At 72.1% G+C, this 16,432-nt stretch carries 18 protein-coding genes and 2 tRNA genes; 12 read left to right on the top strand and 8 right to left on the bottom strand.

Annotated features, from left to right (window positions below):
* Positions 1-158 precede the first annotated feature (158 nt).
* The 4 genes from EGX94_RS04210 to EGX94_RS04195 all read left to right on the top strand — a co-directional run bounded on the left by EGX94_RS04210 (position 159) and on the right by EGX94_RS04195 (position 3,416).
* A complete protein-coding gene (locus tag EGX94_RS04210) occupies positions 159-545 on the top strand; it encodes a cold-shock protein (protein ID WP_021798785.1) in 387 nt (128 codons plus the stop codon).
* Positions 545-1,327 carry a DUF3027 domain-containing protein gene (locus EGX94_RS04205; protein WP_021798781.1) on the top strand — a complete coding sequence of 261 codons (783 nt, stop codon included), beginning with the start codon at positions 545-547 and terminating at the stop codon, positions 1,325-1,327. Before EGX94_RS04210 ends, EGX94_RS04205 begins: the two co-directional genes overlap by 1 nt.
* 103 nt (positions 1,328-1,430) lie before the next feature.
* On the top strand, positions 1,431-2,975 hold the full coding sequence (locus tag EGX94_RS04200; RefSeq protein WP_051383867.1) for an NCS2 family permease: 1,545 nt from the start codon (positions 1,431-1,433) through the stop codon (positions 2,973-2,975).
* Positions 2,976-3,068: 93 nt separating this feature from the next.
* Complete coding sequence (locus tag EGX94_RS04195; protein ID WP_021798783.1) at positions 3,069-3,416, top strand: hypothetical protein; 348 nt, start codon at positions 3,069-3,071, stop codon at positions 3,414-3,416.
* 21 nt (positions 3,417-3,437) lie between these two features.
* Here EGX94_RS04195 and serC read toward each other — a convergent pair whose 3' ends face one another.
* Positions 3,438-4,562, bottom strand: coding sequence for a phosphoserine transaminase (serC, locus tag EGX94_RS04190; RefSeq protein ID WP_021798786.1), 1,125 nt, complete (start codon positions 4,560-4,562; stop codon positions 3,438-3,440).
* A 295-nt stretch (positions 4,563-4,857) separates the two neighbouring features.
* Between serC and EGX94_RS04185 the strand changes: the two genes are divergently transcribed.
* Positions 4,858-5,544: a metal-dependent transcriptional regulator gene (locus EGX94_RS04185; RefSeq protein ID WP_021796896.1), complete on the top strand. Its 687-nt coding sequence runs from the start codon at positions 4,858-4,860 to the stop codon at positions 5,542-5,544.
* 103 nt (positions 5,545-5,647) lie between these two features.
* Positions 5,648-6,007, top strand: a complete 360-nt coding sequence (gene trxA / locus EGX94_RS04180) for a thioredoxin (protein WP_021796898.1) — start codon at positions 5,648-5,650, stop codon at positions 6,005-6,007.
* 99 nt (positions 6,008-6,106) lie between these two features.
* On the opposite strand, the gene EGX94_RS04175 is transcribed toward trxA, so the two are convergent.
* Positions 6,107-6,179 (bottom strand) — tRNA-Arg (locus tag EGX94_RS04175).
* A gap of 364 nt (positions 6,180-6,543) precedes the next feature.
* On the opposite strand from EGX94_RS04175, the gene EGX94_RS04170 reads away from it, so the two are divergent.
* Together EGX94_RS04170 and EGX94_RS04165 are read left to right on the top strand one after the other, a co-directional pair.
* The gene (locus tag EGX94_RS04170; RefSeq protein ID WP_021796895.1) at positions 6,544-7,917 is read left to right on the top strand and encodes a UTP--glucose-1-phosphate uridylyltransferase; all 1,374 of its coding nucleotides are present in this window, start codon (positions 6,544-6,546) and stop codon (positions 7,915-7,917) included.
* A complete protein-coding gene (locus tag EGX94_RS04165; RefSeq protein ID WP_123825933.1) occupies positions 7,914-8,291 on the top strand; it encodes a hypothetical protein in 378 nt (125 codons plus the stop codon). The genes EGX94_RS04170 and EGX94_RS04165 overlap by 4 nt, the downstream gene beginning before the upstream one ends.
* Positions 8,292-8,444: 153 nt before the next feature.
* On the opposite strand, the gene mscL is transcribed toward EGX94_RS04165, so the two are convergent.
* From mscL to EGX94_RS04145, 4 genes are all read right to left on the bottom strand, one after another.
* Positions 8,445-8,846, bottom strand: a complete 402-nt coding sequence (mscL, locus tag EGX94_RS04160; RefSeq protein WP_021796897.1) for a large conductance mechanosensitive channel protein MscL — start codon at positions 8,844-8,846, stop codon at positions 8,445-8,447.
* Between the two features lie 304 nt (positions 8,847-9,150).
* Positions 9,151-9,783: an SAF domain-containing protein gene (locus EGX94_RS04155; RefSeq protein ID WP_021796893.1), complete on the bottom strand. Its 633-nt coding sequence runs from the start codon at positions 9,781-9,783 to the stop codon at positions 9,151-9,153.
* Positions 9,784-9,953: 170 nt separating this feature from the next.
* Positions 9,954-10,280 (bottom strand): FmdB family zinc ribbon protein, encoded by a 327-nt coding sequence (locus EGX94_RS04150; RefSeq protein ID WP_021796892.1) that lies wholly within the window; start codon positions 10,278-10,280, stop codon positions 9,954-9,956.
* Between the two features lie 113 nt (positions 10,281-10,393).
* Complete coding sequence (locus EGX94_RS04145) at positions 10,394-11,068, bottom strand: 5-formyltetrahydrofolate cyclo-ligase (protein ID WP_123825931.1); 675 nt, start codon at positions 11,066-11,068, stop codon at positions 10,394-10,396.
* A gap of 18 nt (positions 11,069-11,086) precedes the next feature.
* Between EGX94_RS04145 and EGX94_RS04140 the strand changes: the two genes are divergently transcribed.
* From EGX94_RS04140 to EGX94_RS04125, 4 genes are all read left to right on the top strand, one after another.
* A complete protein-coding gene (locus EGX94_RS04140) occupies positions 11,087-12,373 on the top strand; it encodes a molybdopterin-binding protein (protein WP_021797789.1) in 1,287 nt (428 codons plus the stop codon).
* Positions 12,374-12,408: 35 nt separating this feature from the next.
* On the top strand, positions 12,409-13,080 hold the full coding sequence (locus EGX94_RS04135) for a GNAT family N-acetyltransferase (RefSeq protein WP_196807764.1): 672 nt from the start codon (positions 12,409-12,411) through the stop codon (positions 13,078-13,080).
* Positions 13,081-13,186: 106 nt separating this feature from the next.
* The gene (locus EGX94_RS04130) at positions 13,187-13,954 is read left to right on the top strand and encodes a hypothetical protein (RefSeq protein ID WP_123825929.1); all 768 of its coding nucleotides are present in this window, start codon (positions 13,187-13,189) and stop codon (positions 13,952-13,954) included.
* A gap of 94 nt (positions 13,955-14,048) precedes the next feature.
* A tRNA-Ala gene (locus EGX94_RS04125) sits at positions 14,049-14,121 on the top strand.
* A 73-nt stretch (positions 14,122-14,194) separates the two neighbouring features.
* Here the strand turns inward: EGX94_RS04125 and EGX94_RS04120 are convergent.
* Positions 14,195-15,595, bottom strand: coding sequence for an SDR family NAD(P)-dependent oxidoreductase (locus EGX94_RS04120; RefSeq protein ID WP_192962693.1), 1,401 nt, complete (start codon positions 15,593-15,595; stop codon positions 14,195-14,197).
* A 1-nt stretch (position 15,596) separates the two neighbouring features.
* The gene (locus EGX94_RS04115) at positions 15,597-16,421 is read right to left on the bottom strand and encodes an SDR family NAD(P)-dependent oxidoreductase (protein ID WP_021797842.1); all 825 of its coding nucleotides are present in this window, start codon (positions 16,419-16,421) and stop codon (positions 15,597-15,599) included.
* Positions 16,422-16,432 lie beyond the last annotated feature (11 nt).

Below are 16,432 nucleotides of genomic sequence, written 5' to 3'. Positions count from 1 at the left end.
CCGCGACACGGCCGGGCCGGGACGCCCGCGCCGCCCCTCGGCCCGGGGCGGGGTGTGGGGGTTGCTCCTCTCGATAATCTTGAAGATGTCCCGCGCGCCCGCGCGAGCGCCGGGCGGCCACCGGGCCTGGCGTCCTGGAAGGAAGATGAGGTGAGGAGATGCCGAGCGGCAAGGTGCGTTTCTTCGACTCCGAGAAGGGCTTCGGGTTCATCACGAAGGATGACGGCGACGGCGAGGTCTACTTCCGCTCCAACGCCCTCCCGGCCGGCGTCACCGCCGTCAAGAGGGGCCAGCGCGTCGAGTTCGGCGTCATCGAGGGCCGCCGCGGGGAGCAGGCGCTGTCCATCGCGCTGATCGACCCGCCCCCGTCGCTGTCCAAGGCCTCCCGCCGCCGGCCCGAGGACTTGGCCGTCATGATGGAGGACCTCATCAAGCTGCTCGACGGCCTGTCGAACGGATACCGTCGCGGCCGCCATCCCAATCCGAGTCAGGCCACCAAGATCGCGACCATGCTGCGCGGGGTGGCGGACGAGCTGGAGAAGTAATGCCTGCTGCACGAACGACCGCCCCCAAGACCGACACGGTGCTCACCGCGGCCGTCGAGGTTGCGCACGCCGCCGCCGAGCGCCAGGCCGGCGACTTCGGCGTGGGGGAGTACCTCGGCTGCGAGCCCGAGGGCGAGCGCCTCCTCACCCACCACTTCGCGTGCCCCCACCACGGCTACCGCGGGTGGCGCTGGGCCGTCACGCTCACACGCGCCCCGCGGGCCCGCACGGCGACCGTCGACGAGGTCGTCCTCGTGCCCGGCGCCGACGCGCTCCTGGCCGCCGAGTGGGTGCCGTGGGCCGACCGCATCCGTCCTGGCGACGTCACCCCCGGCACCCTGCTGCCCACACCGGACAATGATCCCCGCCTCGAGCCGGGCTTCACCGGCGGCGAGATGACCGAGGACGACGACCCCGCCGAGTGGAGCGCCGTCCGCGCCATCGCCACCGACCTGGGCCTTGGTCGCGAACGCGTCCTCTCCCACGAGGGCCGCTCCCGGACCGCGGAGCGCTGGCTCGCGGGCGAGGCCGGCCCCGACAACGCCTCGACGCGGCACGCCCCCGGCCAGTGCGCCGAGTGCGCCTACTTCCAGCGCATCTCCGGCTCGCTCGGCACGCTCTTCGGGGTGTGCACCAACGAGCACTCCCCGCGCGACGCCGCGGTCGTGAGCGTCGACCACGGCTGCGGCGGCCACTCGAACGTCGTCGCCGACCAGCGCGGCGTCGACCTGCCCGAGCCCGTCTACGACACGATCGGCATCGACCGGGCGCTCTTCGACTGAACCACCGGTCGGCCGAACGCGCCGGTCGGCCGGACGAGCCGAGGCGGCGGCGTCCGCGGGCGCTCGCGGAGGCGGCCCCGGGACCCCCGTTACCATGGCGGCCATGACGTCGTTGTCCCCTGAGAAGACCCTGAAGAACCCCTCCGCCGTGGAGCGCTGGTTCCAGATCTCCGCGCGCGGCTCGTCCATCGGGCAGGAGCTGCGCGGCGGCATGGTGACCTTCTTCACCATGGCCTACATCCTCGCGCTCAACCCCGTGGTCATCGGCACCGCAGCCGACTCGAGGGGCAACCTGGTCTCGGGGGCCCCCAAGTACACCGACGCCGCGGCCGGCATCGTCGACCAGGCGGCGGTCAACCACTCGATGGCCATGGTCGCCGCCGCGACCGCGCTCGTCGCCGGCGTGAGCACCCTCCTCATGGGCGTCATCGGGCGGTTCCCGATCGGCCTGGCCACCGGCCTCGGCCTCAACGCCATGTGCGCCTACGTCATCGCCCCGAACTCCACCTGGCCGCGCACGATGGGCATGATCGTCATCGAGGGCATCATCATCACCCTGCTCGTGCTGACCGGTTTCCGGGAGGCGGTCTTCCGCGCCGTCCCGCGGGAGCTGCGCGTGGCCATCTCGGTGGGCATCGGCCTGTTCATCACCTTCGTCGGCCTCGTCGACGCCCACATCGTCACGCCCGGCTCGGGCACCCCGGTCCAGCTCGGCCTGGACGGCTCGCTCGGCACGACCCCGCAGCTCGTCTTCGTCATCGGCCTGCTCATCCTGCTGTTCCTGTACGTGCGCTCGACGCGCGGCGCCATGCTCATCGCCATCATCGTGACGGCCCTCATCGGCGTGCTCGTCCAAGCGGTCGCCAGGATCCCGGCGACCCTCGGCGACGGCACCACCAATCCCGCGGGCTGGGCCCTCAACGTTCCGGCCTGGCCCGGCGTCTCCGCCTTCACCGTCCCCGACCTGGGGCTCCTCGGCCGCGTCGACCTGGTCGGCGCCTTCGCCGCCGCCGACGGACGGTTCACCCTCGCCAGCGTCCTGGGCGCCGTCATGATGATCTTCTCGCTGCTGCTCGCCGACTTCTTCGACACCCTCGGCACCGTCGTGGCCGTGGGCGCCGAGGGCGGCATCCTCGACGAGAGGGGCGAGCCCCCGCACCTGCGCGGCATCCTGCTCGCCGACTCCCTGGCCGCCCTGCTCGGCGGCCTGGGCTCCACCTCGTCCAGCACCTCCTACATCGAGTCCACCGCGGGCGTCGCGGAGGGTGCCCGCACCGGCGTCGCCTCGATCGTCACCGGCGTCCTCTTCCTGCTGGCGATCTTCCTGTCGCCGCTGACCAACATGGTGCCCTCCGAGGCCGTCGCGCCGGTGCTCGTGGTCGTCGGCTTCCTCATGATGCAGCAGGTCGGCGAGATCGACTGGCATCACCTGGTCGACGCGATCCCGGCCTTCATCACGATCGTGCTCATGCCCTTCAGCTACTCGATCTCGGTGGGCATCGGCGCCGGCTTCGTCGTCTTCATCGCGCTGAAGATCTTCCACGGAAAGGCCCGCCACGTCCACCCGCTCATGTGGGTGGTCGGCGCGCTGTTCGTCGTCTACTTCGCCTCGGACGTCATCAACAGGGCGATCTCGGGGGCCGCCTGAGCAGCCCTTCCGCGCCGCGGCTCGGGGCCCGGTCCGGGTCCGCCCCGGAGGGTCTGCGGGCTCCCGGCGCGTCCAGCGCATAAAGTTGCCGACGTGGACACGCAGGACAGCGCAGGAACCTCGGGCGCCCGTCGGGTGAGGACGGTCCTCGCGGGCGCGGTGCTCGCGGTCGGTCTGCTGGCGCCGGTCCCCGCGGCGGCCCAGCCCGTACCGGCCCAGCCGACGCCCCACGCCACGGCGACCGCCACCGCGACGGGCACGACCGCGCAGCAGGCCTCCACGACGCCCCAGCAGGCCGGCAGGACGGCCGAGTCCACCGTGTCGAGCGGCTCGCTCAGCCGCAAGAAGACGGTCGCCGCCCTCGTCCTCGGCTTCGTCGTCGCGCTCGCCGCGGCCGTCCTCGTCTACCGTCGCTCGGCCCGGGACAACCGCCTGGGCTGACCGCGTCCGGGCGGGCCGGTCTCAGTCGACGATGCGCTCGAGCACCCAGTCGATGCAGCCGAGGAGTCGGCTCACGTCGTCGGGATCGACGGAGGCGAAGACCCCGACGCGCATCTGGTCGGTGCCCAGCGCCCGGTAGGGCTCGATGTCGAGGATGCCGTTGGCGCGCAGCGTGCGGCACAGCAGCGGCGCGTCGACCGTCCCGTCGAAGACGACGGTCACGACGACGGGGGAGCGCAGCGCCGGATCGGCGACGAACGGGCGGGCGCACGGGCAGGCCTGCGCCCACTCGTAGATGCGCCGCGAGGAGTCGGCGGTGCGCGCGGTGACGAAGCCCATGCCGCCGTGCTCGAGCATCCAGCCGAGCTGCTCGTCGAGCAGGATCAGCGTGGCCAGGGCCGGCGTGTTGAGCGTCTGGTCCTTCGCCGCGTTCGCGGCGGCCAGCGTCAGGTTGAGCGTGTCGGGCACCCAGCGGCCGTCATGGCCCGCGGTGAGTCGGGCCGAGCGCTCCAGCGCCGCCGGGGAGCAGAAGGACAACCACAGGCCGCCGTCGGAGCCGAGGTTCTTCTGCGGCGAGAAGTACAGGGCGTCCGCCTGGGTCAGGTCCGCGTCGATGCCGCCGGCCGCGCTCGTCGCATCGATGAGCACGAGGGCGTCGTCGGCGGCGCCGGCCGGACGCCCGACGGGCATGGCCACGCCGGTGGAGGTCTCGTTCTGGGCCCAGGCGTAGACGTCGATCCCGTCCTCGACGGCCGGGAGGCAGCCCTGGCCGAAGGGGGCCTCGGTGACGAGGGGCGGTCTCAACCACGGCGTGCGCGAGGCCGCGGAGGCGAACTTCCTGCTGAAGGAGCCGTACGAGGCGTGCGAGGAGCGGCGCTCGATGAGGCTCACGCAGGCCAGGTCCCAGAAACTCGTCGCGCCGCCGTTGCCGAGGATCACCTGGTAGCCGTCGGGCATCCGGTAGAGCTCGGCGAGGCGCTCACGGATCCGGGCCACGACACCGCGCACGCCCGGCCTTCGGTGGGACGTGCCCATCAACGGGCTGGACGCCAGGGCGGCGAGGGCCTCGGGGCGCACCTTGGCCGGGCCGGAGCCGAAACGGCCGTCCTCGGGAAGAAGCTCGGCGGGAATCACGAGTTCGCTCACCCCCCCGATTCTTCCACCTCGCCCGCGGAGCGCCGGGCCGGTCCCGGGCCCGTGCCGTCCACCACGGGCCCGGAGCGGCAGCCCGCCCGGCTCCTCCGCGTCTGCCGGCGCAGTGCCGACCGCGGGCCCGCAGGGGCGGCGAGGGCGCGCAGGGGGGAGGAGACGACCCGCCCATCGGCGCCGGGTGCTGGCGCGGAGCGCTCGCTCAAGGCGAGACTGATCCTGCGGGGAACAACCACCGGTCCCCGCCGGTTAACCTGTGAGAACCGCGAAGTGAGGAAACGAGGGGCATGGAATGAGCGGCGAGCTGATCGACACCTCCCAGATGTATCTGCGCACCGTCTTCGAACTGGAGGAGGCCGACATCGAGCCGAGGCGCGCACGCATCGTCGACCGGCTCCACCAGGCCGGTCCCACGGTCTCCCAGACCGTCGCGAGGATGGAGCGCTACGGCCTCATGAGGCTGACCGAGGAACGCACCATCGAGCTCACCAGGGCCGGCTTCGAGGAGGCGCGCGACGTCATGCGCCACCACCGACTGGCGGAGTGCTTCCTCGTCGACGTGCTCGGACTCGACTACGCGCTCGCCCACGAGGAGGCCTGCCGCTGGGAGCACGTCATGAGCGACGCCGCCGCCGAACGCATGGCCGTGTACCTCGGCAACCCCGAGACCAGCCCGTACGGCACCCCGATCCCCGCGGCGAACGCCCGCAAGGTGCACCGCCTCGCCGACCACGGCCAGGAGCTGAGGACCGCCGCGGCCGCCGGATCGGACGAGGTCGTCTTCGTCATGGTCGACGAGCACCCGCAGACCGATCCGTGCTTCATGGCCGAGCTCGACGCCTCCCTGATCCGCCCCGGCTCGGTCGTGACCCTCACTGCGCAGGGCGAGGACCTCGTGCTCACCGGCGAGGACGGCCGGCACTCGGTGCGCGTCCCCGCCGAGTACACGGGCTCGTTGCGCGTCAGGGCCCGCCACTGACCGGGGCCCGGACGCCCGACGGGAATACCCCGGTGACCGGGCATGTTCTACAGGCGTCAGCGCCTCGGCGGAAGCGAGGCGCCTCTTCGTGGAAAGGACGACCATGGCCACCACCGCACTGAGCGAGGCCACCTTCGAGAGCACCGTGACCGGCAACAGCATCGTGCTCGTGGACTTCTGGGCCGACTGGTGCGGCCCCTGCAAGCGTTTCGGCCCGATCTTCGAGGCGGCCAGCGACAAGAACGAGGACATCGTCTTCGGCAAGGTCGACACCGAGGCGGCGCAGGAGCTGGCGGCGCAGCTCCAGATCCAGGCCATCCCCACCCTCATGGCCTTCAAGAACGGCAAACTGCTGTACCGCAACGCCGGTGCCCTCAACGCCTCCCAGCTCGACGGCCTCATCGCGCAGGTCCGCGAGTACGAGGGCCAGGAGGGTCAGGAGAAGACCTCCGGGCAGGCCTGAGCCCCGACCCCGTGCATGCGTCCCGCGGACGTCCGGTGAGGGACGTCCGCGGGACGTCGTGGGTGGTTGGTTTCGGGGCGCGTCTGCGCTCCGCTTCGGCGGCCCCGAAAGGATTCGAACCTTCGACACGCGGTTTAGGAAACCGCTGCTCTATCCCCTGAGCTACGGGGCCTCATCATTCAGCCTAGCCGCACTGACCGGGGCGGGACAAAAGGATCCCGGTGCCGCCCGGCGGGCCGGACGGCGGCGCGCCCCGGAGGGGCCGGAGGGGGGCATCGCGGGGGAACCGCTTTTCATAAACACTTCCTGAGGATTTCTCTCAGCTCCTTGTCTTGCGCCCAGCCGGTCATATGATCGCTGATGAAGGCGGCGCCTTGCTGTTGTAGGTCTCCTGGGGGTGGGCAGACGGCTTCGGCTCCTCAGCAGGCGTCGTCTTCTTCCGCCCCTCGTTCCCCCCTCCCGTTCGCCGGTCCCGGCCCGGGCGTCCACCAGCAGGGCCATGAGCACGACAGTCCGGCTCTGGCTAGGCTGAGGGCATGAGCGAGCAGGGACTTCAGCAGGCCAGGCGGAAGATGACCGACGCAGGCGTCGGCCCCACGGCCATCGACGTGTTCAGTCACTACTACGAGCGGGTCGCCTCGGGCGCCACCGGCCTGATCAGCGAGGACTCCATCCGGCCGGTCGGCGAGGTCCCGGCCCTCGACGACATCGGCGTCGACGAGCAGCAGGCCCGTGAGGCCCTCGACAGGACCGTCTTCATCAAGCTGAACGGCGGGCTCGGCACCTCGATGGGTCTGGCCCGGGCCAAGTCCCTCCTCGAGGTGCGCGACGGCAGCACATTCCTCGACATCCTCGTCCGACAGGCGCTGTCGGCGCGCCGCAGGTACGGTGCGCGCCTGCCGCTGCTGCTCATGGACTCCTTCAACACCCACGAGGACACCCTCGCCGCCCTGGCGAAGCACCCCGGGCTCCCCGTCGACGGCCTGCCGCTCGACTTCCTGCAGAGCAAGGAGCCCAAGCTCCTGGCGAGCGATCTCACGCCGGTCGAATGGCCCGCGGACCCCTCGCTCGAATGGTGCCCGCCGGGGCACGGCGACATCTACGCGTCCCTCCATGACAGCGGTCTGCTCGACCGGTTGCTCGCGGCGGGCTACCGCTACGCCACGGTCTCCAACTCCGACAATCTCGGTGCGATCCCCGATGCGAGGATTGCCGGCTGGTTCGCCGCCACCGGCGCCCCCTGGTGCTCCGAGGTCTGCGAACGCACGCCCAACGATCGCAAGGGCGGCCACCTGGCCGTCCGCAGGGTCGACGGCCGGCTCATCCTGCGCGACACCGCGCAGACCGCCGAGGCGGACATGCGGTTCTTCACCGACGAGACGGTGCACCGCTACTTCAACACCAACAACCTGTGGTGGAACCTCGAGGCCCTCAGGGCCAAGCTCGACGAGACCGGAGGGGTCCTCGGCCTGCCGCTCATCCGCAACACCAAGACCGTCGACCCGACCGACCCCGGGAGCCCCGCCGTCATCCAGGTGGAGAGCGCCATGGGCGCGGCCATCGAGCTGTTCGACGACGCCAGGGTCCTCAAGGTCGGCCGGGACCGCTTCGTGCCGGTCAAGAAGACCAACGAGCTGCTCCTGCTGCGCTCGGACGTCTACGAGATCGGCGACGACGGCGTGCTCAGGGCGCGGGTGGGGCGCATCCCCGGCATCGACCTCGGCCCCGCGTACACCTTCGTGGACGAGTTCGACCGGCGCGTCCCCCACCCGGTGCACCTGCGCGAGGCGAACTCGCTGACGGTCACCGGCGACTGGAGCTTCGGCTCCGACGTCCGGGTGGTCGGCGACGTCGTGCTCGGCGCCGAGGGGGGCACCGTTCCTGACGGGGCGGTGCTGCGGGCGCGATGAGCGCGGTTCCCCGGCTCGTGATCGCCGCCGCCCACGCCCTGGGCGGCGCTGATGCCGCACGCGCCATGGCCCGCGGCGCCGACACGCCCGATGAGCTCGTCTCGCGCCTGCACGAGGCCGGCTGGACGGCCGGGCGGCTGCGCGCCTTCCGCGATGCCTGCCGCGCCGAGGGCGGACGCTGGCCCCTGGCCGTGTCCGACGACATCCGGGCGGGGATCGGCCCCGCCCAGCTGCACGCCTGGGTCGGCCGGTGCGAGGCGCTGCTGGCCCTCGACGCGGTCGAGGCCGGCGTGCGGGACCATTCCCGCCCGCTCGACCGTGAAGACCTGCGCCTCATGGCCGAGCGGCCGCCGCATCACGGCTCGGTCGGCTGAGCGCCGGAGGTCGTTCCGCGACTCCGCTCGGCCATGAGGCGCGAGGGTTCGGGCCCCGAGGCGATCGGGGCCAGCGGACCATCGGGAGAACTCCTCGTCGGGCGCTGCGGGACGGCGACCCGGGGACCCTCCCGATGGTCCGGACTTCCGGGCTCAGGCCTGGACGTCACCGGCGGAGCGCTCGGCGCCCCTCTTCCCGGCGAGCAGGTCGCGGATCTCGGTGAGCAGGTCGGCCTCGGTCGGGGGGATGCCCTCGTCCTCCTGACCCTTCTTCCTGCGGGCCTCAAGAGCGTTCATCGGCTTGACGATCGCGAAGTAGACCACTGCGGCCACCATGAGGAACGAGATGAGTGCGGTGAGGAAGGTGCCGACCGGGATGCCGCCCGGGGCCCAGTTGTCGAAGTTCGGCTCCCTGCCGCCCAGCACCAGGGCGATGAGGCTCAGGATGACATTGGTGAACGTGCTCACGACCGCGGCGAACGCGGTGCCGATGATGAAGGCGACGGCAGTCTGGATCAGATTGCCGCGCATGATGAACTCTTTGAAACCCTTCATGGTTCTCCTCGTGGGATGACTGGAATGGGGATGGATCGGGACGGGAATGGACATGGCGTGATGAGGATGCCTTCGAGAGGAAGGTGCTCACCCGGGTCTCAACGCCGTGGGGGAGCGGGTTGTTCCCAATCCCCTGAGTCTAGAGGGGCCCGGCATCGGGCCGGGCCCCTCGCCCGAGTGATGACATCACGACAGTCGACAAGGGTATTCGTTGCCCGCGAGGAGGGCCGCCCCCATCCTTGCCAGGTGCCTCCCCTGCCGTGCCGAGCTGCGCGCCACGTGGGGAGGACCGGCCCCGTCCCCGTCAGGGTGCCTCCAGGATGATGCCCATCTCGTACGAGGACGAGGCCGCGGCCAGCAGCGCCGCCTGGTCGGCGTCCGCCGTGACGACGACCAGAGCGCCGCTCGACCCGGAGCCGCCGATCGCGCTGGCCTCGGCCGGGGCCGGCAGCGCCGCGATGCGCACGCGGTCGACGACCGGGACCGACTGGCCGTCCGGGCCGAGGGTCACGACCGAGATGAGATCGCCCACCTCGAGGATCGACGCGATGGCCGCGTCGGTGATGCGGAAGGGCACGAGCGACAGGCCGTCGGAGGCGGACACGAGGGACGAGCTCACGACGTCCTCGTTCAGGAGCGTCGCCCCGCCCGGGCGGGGCGCGGCGAGGAGCTGCCCGACGATCTGGGCCGGATCGGTCAGCGCCGAGGCCGGCACCGCGCCCACGGGCAGCTCGGCGGTCGTCACGTCGTCGGCGCCGACGACGACGCCCGCCGCCAGATCGCGGGCGCTGACGACCACCGTGCGCGTCGGCCCGGAACCGGGGGACAGGGCGGCCAGGGCGAGGACCAGGGCGCAGGCGGCCGCGACGACGGCGAGGCCGCGGCGGTGCCAGCGCACCGCCCGCAGGACGGAGGAGATCCAGCTGCTGACGTTCATGCCCGCAGTGTGCTCGCGGGCCGCCCCGGACGATCAGTTGTCCACAGGTCTTCTCCGGGTGGGATCCGGAACGGGCCCCGGCGGAGCCGGTCCGGGCCGTGCAGGGCCCGAGCCCTGGGAACACGTCCTCGGCGTCTGCGCATCGGGCCGGTCCGGGCCCGTGTCGGGTCTCAGGCGGCGGAGTCGCCCGGGGCCGAGCCCGTCGCGACGGTCGAGCCGGCCTTCGCGGCGCCCGTCTCGGAGCCCGACCCGTCCGACGAGCCGCCGGACTCCGCGTCGTGGTGGGAGGCCGCGGGGACGGCGGCCGAGGCGGCGCCGTGCGAGCGGTTGTCGGTGGCGTAGAAGCCGGAGCCCTTGAAGACCACGCCGACGGCGCTGTACACCTTGCGAAGACGACCCCTGCAGCTGGGGCAGACGGTGAGGGGATCGTCCGTGAACTTCTGGAAGACCTCGAGCTCATTGCCGCAGGCGTTGCACTGGTACTGATAGGTGGGCATGTGCTCCCTCGTCCTCACAGCCCGGCAGGGTGCGCGGGCCGCAGGTCATTCTACGTGCGCGCCCGCGGCGGTCGAAGCCGTTCGTCGCAGAGCGGGACCCGCGGGCCCGACGGTCACGGACCCGGCGTGGCCACGGCGCGGGTGCTCGTGATGATGCCGTCCACCGGGCGGTCGTGCGGCTCGCGCGGCATCCGGCCGGCGACCTCGTCGTCGTTGACCAGGGCCCAGCAGGGCGTCCCGGGCCGGACGTGCCGCAGGGCCCGGTCGTACCAGCCGCCGCCGGTGCCGACGCGGCTGCCGTCCAGCCCCACCCCGAGCGCCGGGACGAGGACCAGGTCGGCCTGCGCGAGCGCCCGTGCCGGAAGGGCCTCGCCGGTCGGATCGGGGATCGACCACAGGCCGGGCGCGAGGGCCTCCGGGCCCTCGTACCAGGCCCAGGCGACGTCGTGGCGGGGCCTCCCGTCGGGGAGCCCGCCGAGGACGGGCGCGAGCACCCGGTGGCCCCCGGCGCGCAGGGACTCGACCAGCCCCAGCGTGCCCGGCTCCTCGGCCGTGGACAGATAGCAGGCGATCACCGAGCCGGGTGCCAGGAGCTCGTCGACCAGCGCGAGCGCCCGCGCCGCACGGGCCCCGTCGGCGGCCAGACGCCGGGCCTCCGGCGCCGCGCTGCGCGCCCTGCGGACGGCCCTGCGGACCGCCTCCTTGCGTCCGGCCACGTCGTCCCCGGCGGCGATCGCGTCGAGGGGGGAGCGCCGCGCGGTGGGTCCGTCCGGATCGAGCTGCGACATGCACATATCGTAAGAGGCATGGCACTGTTCGGTCGCAGCAAGAAGCCCGTGACGGTGGAGCCGCCCCGGCCCGACCCGGCGCAGCTAGCGCCCCCGCCCGCGCCGGGCCCGCACGGGACGCGCACGGTCGAGGGCCAGCGCGACTGGATCTGCTCGATGCTCGAACCGCTCATGCCCTTCGGCATGAGGCTCCTCGACGCCGCCGGGCTCAGCCTGTGCGAGAACCTGACCGCCGACGGCGACCTGCCGGCCCTGCCCGAGGCTGCCTGCGACGGCTACGCGGTGATCTCGGTCGACGTGCGCGACGTCGATCCTGGGACCGGCGTCGTCCTCACGGTCGCCGCCGACGTGCACGAGGAGGCCTCGGCCGTGCCGGTGCTCGTCGGTCACCCCATGCCCCCGGGCGCCGACGCCGTCGTGCCGCTCGACGCGGCCGTCGTCGACAGCGGGAGGCTCCTCGTCGACCACTCGGTCGACGCCGGCGACAACGTCCGCCAGGTCGGTTCCGACGTCGCCGACGGCGCCGTCATCGCCGCGCCCGGCACGATGCTGGACGAACGGCTGCTCGGCCTCATCGGCGGTGCCGGCTTCGACAAGGTGCTGTGCCGCCCGCGCCCGCGCGTCGTCGTCCTGTCGCTGCGCGAGGGCGGCCCGACCAGCCAGGCCTTCGAGGTGGCGGCTCGGCAGCACCGCGACGCCGCCTCGTTCATGGTGGCCTCGGCGGCCCGCGCCGACGGCGCCCAGGTGTGGCGCGAGAACTCCGACGCCCAGGACGCGGACTCCGTCGCGGAGGCCGTCACCGACCAGCTCATCCGCGCCGATCTGCTCATCACCGTCGGCGGCGTCGAGAGGGGCGCCGACGGTCTGCTCGCCGAGGCTCTCGATGGGCTCGGCCCGATCGACTTCTCGACGGTCGCCCTGCACCCCGGACCGGACCAGGGCTTCGGTCTCATCGGCGCGGACCGGGTGCCGGTCCTCATGCTCGGCTCCGATCCCGCGAGCGCCTACACCGGCTACGTGGCCTTCGGCGGTCCCATGATCCGCGTGCTCATGGGCGCCGGCGCCGGCGGCGTCGCCGCCCGGGTGCGGCTCGACGCGCCGGTGAGCGGCAGCAGCGGCTTCTGCGAGTACATCCCCGCATGGGTCACCATCGGGCCAGAGGGCCCGCATGCGCTGCCGATGACCGAGCGGCTCGGCGACCTCGGCGTCATCGCCCGCTGCAACGGCCTCCTCGTGCTCGACGAGGGCGTCTCGTCCGCGCGGCACGGCGACCACCTCGACTGCCTGGTGCTCGGCCCCCGGTGAACGGGCCGTCCGTCCCGCCGGTGGCGACCGCTCGGGTGAGCAGCACCATGGTCGCCGGCCCCTCGTGGCCGGTGATCCTCCACCACGACGGGCTCGTGCTGCGTCCGCTGCGCGCCCGGGACGCCGGACGGTGGGCCGAGCTGCGCACCGCCAACCGCGACTGGACCGGCCCGTGGGACTCGACCCTGCCGCCCGGCTCCGGCGAGGAACCGCTCGACTTCCCCCGACTCGTCCGCCGCTATCGGCGGCTGGGGCGTGAGGGATCGGCCCTCGGCTGGGCCCTCGCGCTGAGCGAGGACGGCCGGACCGGCGGGCGCGCCCTCGGCAGGGCCCCGATGATCGGTCAGGTCACCGTGGCCGGCATCACCCGCGGCGCGGCCCAGCTCGCCTCGATCGGCTACTGGGTCGACGAGCGCCACGCCGGGCGCGGTCACACCCCGAGGGCCGTGGCCATGGCCGCCGACTTCTGCTTCGACGTCGTCGGCCTGCACCGCCTCGAGATCTGCATCTGCCCCGAGAACGGGCCGAGTCACCGCGTCGTCGCCAAGCTCGGCTGGCGCTACGAGGGGCTGCGGCCGCGCTATCTGCACATCGCCGGCCACTGGTGCGACCACGACGTCTACGTGCGGACTGCCGAGGAGCGCCCGCCGCACGGGGAGCTGGCCCGGCTGCTCTCCCGCGCCGGTCGACCCTCTGACAAGCCATGATGATGAACCCCGAGTCGTCCCTGTGAGGGTTTTCACAGGGACCCGAAAACGGACCGGCGGCGTGTGCGGGCGACCGTCGGAGCCGTGAGGCCCTAGCTTGTCTCACATGGGTCTGACGGGGTTGATCTGGCTGGCGATCGTCGCCGGCTGGTTGGCGTACCTCGTCCCGCGCTTCGTGCTGCACCGCGACCCGCGCCTGAGCGTGCACGAGGCCGGCGTGGGCGACTTCACCGAGTCGATGCGCGTCGTGCGGCGCGGCAGGGACGGCCGGGCCGGCGAGCCCATCGATCCGGCGCTCCAGATCTCCACGCCGCTCCAGCGCGACGCCGTCCTGTTCGAGGTGCGCCGCGCCGCGCAGATCGCGATGCGCCGGCGCCGTCTGGGCCTGGTCGGCTCGCTGGTCCTCATGGTCTCCTCGGTCGTCATCGCGGCGCTCACCTCGGCGCCCTGGTGGCTCTCGCTCGTCGGCGTGGCCCTGCTCGTCGTCTTCGTCGTGACGAGCCGCATCAGCGTGCGCACCGTCGACGCCATGATCGACGGGAAGCTCGACTCCGTCTGCCAGGACTGGCAGGAGGACACGGTCGCGGTCAACACCGTCGACCTCACCGGCGTGCACGACGAGGAGACCGAGATCTCCATCTCGCTCGAGCTGCCGGTGGCCTCGACGATCGGCTCGCTGTGGGAGCCGATCGCCGTGACGCCGCCCACCTACGTCTCGAAGCCGCTGGTGCCGCGCTCGGTGCGCACCATCGACCTGTCGGCCCCGGTGCCGCCGGTCGCGGCCCCGCAGGTGCCCGTCACCGCCGAGCCCCCGCAGGCCGAGGGCGACGAGGACCGCGGGCAGGACGAGCGCCGGCGCGCGGCGGGCGAGTGAGCCGCGGCGGCCCGGCGCGGGTGCGCTTGGACCCGGCCGGGCCGGGTGCTAAGCTCAATCCTGCTTCGGCGCCCCGTTCCGGGCGCGGCGGCAAGGGGCTATGGCGCAGCTGGTAGCGCGTCTCGTTCGCAATGAGAAGGTCGGGGGTTCGAATCCCCTTAGCTCCACGTACGTAGTGAAGATCGGAACTCGTCTCGCCTGTTTGGCGGGCGGAGCGTTCCAAACCGCGCCAGGCATGGCCTAGGCACTGGTGCGACGGTGGAGCTGCACCGAGGGTAGGTTCGGCAGAGAGAACCCACCGTCAAGGGCGATCACCTGTCCGGTGACGGACTGGGATCGCGAACTGAGCAGGTACGAGGCGAGGGGGACGATCTCAGTCGTGGTCCCCGGTCGTCCCATCGGGATGCGGGCGAGCCAGGACTGGAGGAAGGTCTCGTCAACGGCGTTGGCCAGCCGGGTCCGGATCAGCCCCGGCGCTACGGTGTTGATGCGGCTGCCCTGGGCTGCCATGGTCAGGGCCATGGTCCGGGTGAAGTGGTCCATCGCCGCCTTGGAGGTCCCGTAGGCCTGCAGGTGCGGCACCATCGCCCGAGAGCCGCCGACCGAGCTGATGCCTACGATCGACCCGCTGGTCCCAGTACCACGCCACCGCTCCCAGAGGGTCTGAGCGGCCTCTGCGTAGGGGAGGAAGTTGATGCTCATGCACCGGTCCAGCGTTGCCCGCGTGGGCTCATCCCGGGAGGTCAGCGCGAAGACTCCGGCAGCGTGGACCAGTCCGCCGATCGGGCCGAGCTCCTCCCATGCGTGTTCGACGACGGCGCGGGCCGCGCCTGGGGTGCCGAGGTCCACGGAGTACAGCTGTCCGGACCCACCCGCGGCGCGGATCTGGTCCAGCTGCTCGCCGAGTTCCTTCTCCCGGCGGGCTGCGAGGATCACCTCGGCTCCGCGGGCTGCCCATGCTGTGGCGATGGCTGCGCCGATGCCGCTGCTCGCTCCGAGGACGAGGACACGAGCGGGATCAGAAGAACGAGCAGGATCAGAAGGAACGGTGCGGTGGGAGGGCAACGTGGAGATGGAGGCTGCTGGGGCGATCCAGTGGAGTCCGAGGCCGCCGTCGACGCGCAGCTCTTGGCCCACGCAGTACGTGTTCCTCGGGTGCAGGAGAGCCAGGACGGCCTCGGCGACCGCGCCCGCCGAGAGCCCGGCTGCGCCGCGGCTGCACGCCTGAACGCGGCGGACGAGCATGGGCTCGTGCCCGAGCAGGGTGGAGGCGCCAACGGAGATCCGGTTCAGCAAGACCCCGGACGTCGCTAGCCGGGCAGTCCGGTGCGGCCAGTGGCGCAGGACCTCCTCACGTGTTCGACGCGTGTCGCCTACCAGTGCCTCAGCAGCGATCTCGTCGGCCTCGGTGATGACCACCGCGCGGCCGCCACCGTTCTGCGCCAGTGCTGCGAGGTGCTCATCAAAGCGGGGATCCAGGTCGGCCGCCGAACCAGCCAGCACGAGGACGAGCGCGGGTGCCGCAAGCTCGCTCGCGCGCGGGGCGAGGCACGACACGAGGGCGTCGGCGAGCGGCCCCGAGCCCACCAGCTGGACAGCTTCGTCGATGTACCGCGAGGGGGGAGCGGCTGTGGGAGACATCTCAGAGCGACCCTGCGTCGACATCCAGGACGTGGCCGGTCATGGCGCTGGAGGCCGGGCCCAGCAAGAAGAGCGCGGCCTGAGCCACCTCGTCCGGCTCGACCATCTTGCGCAGTGCGGTGGACGCCACCGCACTGCGCAGGTAACGCTCCCAGGTCAGGGACTCCGGTCCGTGATGCTTGCGCAGGCTGGCCATGAACTGTCCCCCGTAGAGGCTCTCGTCGGTGACGCTGGGGGCCCTGGTCAGCCCAGGGGCGAGCGCGTTGACGCGGACGCCTGCGGGCCCTGCCTCCAGGGCCAGCGCCTCGGTGAGGCCACGTAGGCCGAATCGAGCAGCGCAGTAGGCAGTGTTCGCCGGCAGGGCGCGTCGACCGGCCACGGATGACATGAGCACGATAGAGCCGCGTCCGAGGTCGAGCAGAGCGGGTAGGACGGTCCGGCACACGCGGAATGCACCATTGAGGTTGATGTCGATGGAGGCGGTCCATGACTCCTCCGTCTGGTCGCACAGGAAGACCTGGTCGCGTCCGCTGCCAGCGGCGTGCACGACGAGCTCGGGCGGTCCCCACCGGGCGCAGAGCGTGCTGTGCGCCTGCTCGAGGGAGGCCATACTCGTCACATCTCCGGCGATAGGCAGGACTTCCCAGCCCTGCTGCTCGGCTGAGCTCGCCAGATCGATCAGCTTGTCCTCTCGTCGGGCCAGAATCCCCACCCGACACCCGGCGGCTGCGAGGTGGCGGCTGATGGTTGCTCCTATACCGCTGCTGGCACCGGTGACCAGCGCGGTCCTGCCACGGAAGAACGAGGGCTCCGGTGAAGTGAGCATGATGGTCTCCT

Source organism: Propionibacterium acidifaciens (genome assembly GCF_003798325.1).
In the GTDB taxonomy this organism is placed as follows: domain Bacteria; phylum Actinomycetota; class Actinomycetes; order Propionibacteriales; family Propionibacteriaceae; genus Propionibacterium; species Propionibacterium acidifaciens.
Note: the sequence above shows the minus strand (reverse complement) of the source record. Positions and strands in the feature narration are given on the sequence as shown.